General features: G+C 65.8%; 5 protein-coding genes and 1 pseudogene. 4 read left to right on the top strand and 2 right to left on the bottom strand.

What is annotated here, in order from left to right:
• Window positions 1-317: 317 nt before the first annotated feature.
• A complete protein-coding gene (locus ACFWDI_RS40835) occupies window positions 318-509 on the bottom strand; it encodes a hypothetical protein (protein ID WP_385312157.1) in 192 nt (63 codons plus the stop codon).
• 170 nt (window positions 510-679) lie between these two features.
• On the opposite strand from ACFWDI_RS40835, the gene ACFWDI_RS40830 reads away from it, so the two are divergent.
• Entirely contained in the window at window positions 680-1021 is a 342-nt protein-coding gene (locus ACFWDI_RS40830) for a hypothetical protein (protein ID WP_385312155.1), read from the top strand.
• 17 nt (window positions 1022-1038) lie between these two features.
• Here the strand turns inward: ACFWDI_RS40830 and ACFWDI_RS40825 are convergent, their stop codons facing one another.
• Window positions 1039-1290, bottom strand: a complete 252-nt coding sequence (locus ACFWDI_RS40825) for a hypothetical protein (protein WP_385312159.1) — start codon at window positions 1288-1290, stop codon at window positions 1039-1041.
• Here ACFWDI_RS40825 and ACFWDI_RS40820 point away from each other — a divergent pair.
• The 3 genes and pseudogenes from ACFWDI_RS40820 to ACFWDI_RS40810 form a co-directional block, all read left to right on the top strand.
• Window positions 1193-1645, top strand: coding sequence for a hypothetical protein (locus ACFWDI_RS40820; RefSeq protein WP_385312153.1), 453 nt, complete (start codon window positions 1193-1195; stop codon window positions 1643-1645). The genes ACFWDI_RS40825 and ACFWDI_RS40820 overlap by 98 nt on opposite strands.
• Before the next feature lie 484 nt (window positions 1646-2129).
• The gene (locus tag ACFWDI_RS40815) at window positions 2130-4718 is read left to right on the top strand and encodes a Pls/PosA family non-ribosomal peptide synthetase (protein ID WP_385312151.1); all 2589 of its coding nucleotides are present in this window, start codon (window positions 2130-2132) and stop codon (window positions 4716-4718) included.
• Window positions 4719-4730: 12 nt separating this feature from the next.
• Window positions 4731-5099: pseudogene (locus ACFWDI_RS40810) on the top strand (non-ribosomal peptide synthetase); the annotation flags it as partial.

Genomic DNA, 5099 nt, shown 5'->3' with positions numbered 1-5099 from the left:
GGTCTGTGGGGGGGTTTTTTTTTTTTTTACCGCGCGCCTGCGTTAGCGCGTTGTGTAATTGTGTCCCTGCGGGCCGGGGGGTTATTCCTCCCCCCCCCCCCCCGTAAACCCCCCCCCCGAGGCCGTACTGCTCGAACTCCTTGACGCCGCGTCGCGCAAGTCTGGAGCAGCTCGACCACGCGCTCACGACGGCCGTCGATGCCGGTGCGGCACCGTCCGAGCGGGGCGACCAAGTGGCCGCCACGCTCGTGACGTCGCCGACGGCGCACCCCGGTACTGTGCGACCTGATCAGCGCCCAGGCTGCGGTCCTCTTCCGTTACACGTCGCGCGACCGGAGAAGCAACCCACCGCCGAGCAGCGCGACGACCGCCCACAGGGCCGGCACGCCGAGGCCTTGCCATGGGCCGATGGGCAGTTCGCCGACACCGATGGTCGTCTGGACGGCGAGGCGGGCCGTCGTCGGCGCGATCTGCTCGAGGTGCCGCTGCCAGTCCGGGTCGGAGACCACGCGGGTGAGGATCGGGAAGATGAAGAGCAGGGCCAGGACGATGCCGATGGCAGTTGCGGAGCTCCGTACGGGCCCAGAGGGAGCCTCGTGCCGAGCAGGTAGCCGAGGGTGACCGCTCTCACCGGGAGACCTGGGCCGGGGACACGTGGCCAACCTCCACAGCCCGGTCCGTGCTCTCAATGATCATGAACGACGGCGTGGACGAGAGTGGCATTCTGCGGCTCGCACTGACCTCCGTGAACGCACTCGGTCCCTGCCGGGCCGAGGCAGGCTTCCTCACCCTCGGCAAGCTCCTGGTCCGCGCACCCGCCGAATGGCCGCATGCCACCGCCGACCTCGACGACCAGCTCCAGCACGCACGGAAAGGGCCGATCCCGGTGCCGGGCCGGGAATGGGGCTGGGCCTTCGCGCTGCACGGCAGGGGCGGCGGCCCTGGCGAGCGCCACGGCCCGGCGGAGGGAACGCGACCAGGCCGGGGAGCTGCGGCAGCTCAACGAACTGTGCGGCCGTGAACGTCCGGCTGACCACATCAGTCTCTGCGCCGGAGCACCAGCGCTCCGTCCACGAGGTTCTCGCCCACGCGTGCACCGCGCTTGCCCTGGAACTGGCCCATCTGCGAAACCTCGCCGAGGTCGAGCTGCGGCTGCGCCGTGAGCTGGTGGACGATTTGATCACCGGCACCGATGACGAGAGTGCCTACACCCGGGCCGCCGATGTCGGCCATGACCTGCACGGACCGCACTATCCGGCCGTGCGGCCGCAAGTCTGCGGATGCGGTCATTGCTGGCCAACGGTCGGGAATGGCCCTCCTTGCTTCTCAAGGGCGGCCGCGGGCAGAAGCGCTGCACCAGGCGGTGGTCGGCGAACTGGGCTCGCCCACCGGTTCGGTCGGTGTGGGCGGCCGTTGCGACGTCCCCGACGGGATTCCGCGCTCGTTCCAGGCAGCGCTGCGGGCGCTGGAAGTCCGCCAACGCTCGCGGTCACCCAACGGCACCGGCCTTCGACGAACTGGGCCTCTACCGCAGCCTCGGGCCGGGAGGCGATTACCGGGAGGCCAATGCAAGCCATTGGGCGTACTGGTTTTTTCAGGAGAACGCGCGGGTCCACGCGGCATTTTCTCTGTTTGGGTGGTGTGACGGGCGGCCGCTGATTCATTAACCGCTGCACCGCTGGGGCTTTAAAGCCATCTTGATATGCAATTTCTTGTTCAGCTGGTTAGCGGTACGGAATACCTTCTCGGTGTCAGAGGAACTTCGTTTGGTGGCTGTTGCACGCCCCCAGCGCGGCTCACTTCAGGCGCACGCCACTCGCATGCAGTAAGACCGTGAGCACCGACGGCTGGGCGACCGCGGCCCACCACAACGGCGAGATCGGGGCTTCCTGCAAGCGTCCGGCGCCTAGGACCTGTGGCGTCGTCGAGAGCCGCTGCCGCGCCGATGCGGTCGGGTTCGAGTGGCAACCCGACGGTGAACGGCGGAGACTGAGGGCACGGTTTTGTAACCGGACAAGAGGTCACGATCTCGTGGCTTCCGGATTACTCGCTCCGGCCATCGGCAAGCGCGAGGACAGGGTGCCGACCGTAATGACCGATGGTGGTCGAAAATGCCTCAAGGAGCTCGCATGGAGGAGAAATCCGTCGAAGTCCTGACGCCCGGGCCGGATGAATCTGCAATCCCCAAGCGCAGGTACACCGGCCCGAAGACCGGCATCGAAAGAGACCTCGCCGAGGTGCTGGCCGACGTCGTGTGCGTCGAGCAGGTGTCGGTCGACAGCCACTTCTTCGATGACCTCGGTGCCAACTCGCTGGTCATGGCCCATTTCTGCGCCAGGGTCAGGAAGCGGACGGACCTGCCGTCAGCCTCGATGAAGGATATCTACCGGTACCCAACGATCCGTGGTCTGGCGACGGCGCTCGCGGAAGCCTCGCCCACCCCTGTCGAGTCGTCGGTCCCGGCGTCGACCGAGGTGGTGACACCTGCCGGCACGCTGCAGTACGTCCTCTGCGGGACGCTGCAGTTCCTGATTTTCCTCGGGTACTGCTTCCTCGCCGGACTTGTCACCGCCCGAGGCTACGAGTGGGTCTCGGCCGGCTCCGGTTTGGGCGGCATCTACCTGCGGTCGGTCCTCTTCGGCGGCTCGGCCTTCATCGGCCTGTGCACATTGCCGATCGTGGCCAAATGGATCCTCATCGGTCGATGGAAGCCCCGCGAGTTCCCGGTCTGGGGTCTGACTTATCTGCGCTTTTGGACCGTCAAGGCGCTGGTCCACGCCAACCCGATGATTTTCTTCATCGGCAATCCGCTGTACGTGCTGTACCTGCGTGCCCTCGGCGCGCGGATCGGAAAGGGCGTCACGATCCTCTCCCACACCGTTCCGGTCTGTACCGACCTCCTCACGATCGGCGCCGGCACGGTAATCCGTAAAGACTCGTTTTTCCTCTGCTACCGGGCGCACGCCGGCCGTATCCAGACCGGCCGGGTCACCCTCGGCCGGGACGTGTTCATCGGCGAGAAGACCGTGCTCGACATCGACACGTCGATGGGCGACGGGGCGCAGCTCGGCCACACGTCCGCGCTGCAAAGCGGCCAGGTGGTCCCGGACGGCCAGCGGTGGCACGGATCCCCGGCACAGCGCACGGAGCTTGACTACGTGAGAATCGCGCCGGCGGACTGCAGCACATTGCGCCGGGCCGGCTTCGGCCTCCTCAGTGTGCTCCAGCTGTTCTTCGTGTACGTGCCGCTGACCGTCGGGGGCGCGTACATGCTGGTGACCGAGGTTCCGGCGGTGGGCAACCTGCTGGGCCCGGGCACGGTGGGGTTCACGTCGCCGAGGCTCTACATCGACGCGCTGGCCCTTTCCCTCGTGCTGTTCCTCGGCTTCGTCGTCGTGGGCCTCGCCATGATGTTCACCGTTCCGCGCCTGCTGAACCTGGTGATCGAGCCGGACAAGGTCTATCCGCTGTATGGCCTCCATTACTCGGCCCATCGGGCGATCACGCGCATGACCAACATAAAGTTCTTCAAATGGCTCTTCGGCGACAGCTCCTACATCGTCCACTATTTGCGCGGCCTCGGATACGACTTGTCCCATGTCGAGCAGACCGGGTCGAACTTCGGCACGGAAGTGCAGCATGAGACGCCGTATTTGAGCTCTGTCGGCAGCGGAACGATGATCGCCGACGGGCTCTCCATCGTGAATGCCGACTTCTCGAGCACGTCCTTCCTCGTGTCCCGGGCGTCGATCGGACCACACAACTTCCTTGGGAACAACATTGCCTTTCCCTCGGGGGCCAGGACGGGCGAGAACTGTCTCCTCGCGACGAAGGTGATGATTCCGCTCGACGGTGAGGTCCGCGAGGGGGTGGGCCTGCTCGGATCGCCGTGCTTCGAGATTCCCCGGTCGGTGGAACGCGACAGCCGGTTCGACCATCTCCGGACCGGGGACGAGAAACACCGCAATCTCGCCGCAAAGAACCGCTACAATATCCGCACGATGGGATTCTTCCTGTTCGTGCGGTGGCTGCACTTCTTCGTTCTCACGGTGTTCGGCCTCGCGACCGTCGATCTGTACGGTGTTTTCGGGCAGGTGATTATCGCCGCGTCCTTGGCGCTCACCCTTGGGTTCACCGCTGTCTACTTCGTACTGGTGGAGCGTGGCATCGCGGCATTCCGCACGCTGCGGCCGCAGTTGTGCTCCATCTACGAGCCGTATTTCTGGTGGCACGAGCGTCTTTGGAAGGTGCCTGATGAATACCTCAACGTCTTCAACGGCACCCCTTTCAAGAACGTGATCTGGCGAATGCTGGGTGTCCGGATCGGCAGCAGGGTATTCGACGACGGCTGCTATCTGACGGAGCGGACGCTCACCACCATCGGGAACGACTGCACGCTCAACGCGGGGAGCAAAATCCAGTGCCATTCGCAGGAGGACGGCACCTTCAAGTCCGACCGCAGCACGATCGGTTTCGGCTGCACCCTCGGTGTCGGCGCCCACGTCCACTACGGCGTGACCATGGGCGACGCCGCAGTGCTCGCCCCCGACTCCTTTCTCATGAAAGGCGAGGAAATGCCCCAGCACGCGCGGTGGGGGGGAAACCCAGCCACGGAGATGCGAGACCACTATCAGCCTGAGGCACTCGTGCGGCAGGGGCAGCAGGACCATCTCGGTCAGCGCGCTCAACTGGCTGAACTACATGGCCACGGTGAGTGAAGGGCGAAGACGATGGCAGTGCAAGTGGAAGCCGACCGCGAGTTCTGGCGCGGTGTGCTCGTCGCCGGTGGATTCACCGAGGTCCCGCGGTGGACGCTCGATCCGGTGCCGGGCGTCGTCGAGTACGAGGCGGCGGTCCCGGACGACGTCGTGGGAGCGTTGTGCCGGCTGGCGGAGGATCTGGAGGTGCCGCTGAGCTCGGTGCTGCTGGCCGCGCATGCCAAGGTGCTCGCCGCGTTGTCGGGCGAGCATGAGGTCGCGACCGGCTACGTCGCCGTGGAGGGCAGCCGGCCGTTGCCCTGCCGGCTGACGACCGAACCCGACTCGTGGCGGACGCTGCTGCTGAACACCCATCAAGTCGCCTCGGAACTACTGGCGCAC

Origin of the sequence: Streptomyces sp. NPDC060064 (assembly GCF_042736455.1) — a bacterium.
In the GTDB taxonomy this organism is placed as follows: Bacteria; Actinomycetota; Actinomycetes; order Streptomycetales; family Streptomycetaceae; genus Streptomyces.
Note: the sequence above shows the minus strand (reverse complement) of the source record. Positions and strands in the feature narration are given on the sequence as shown.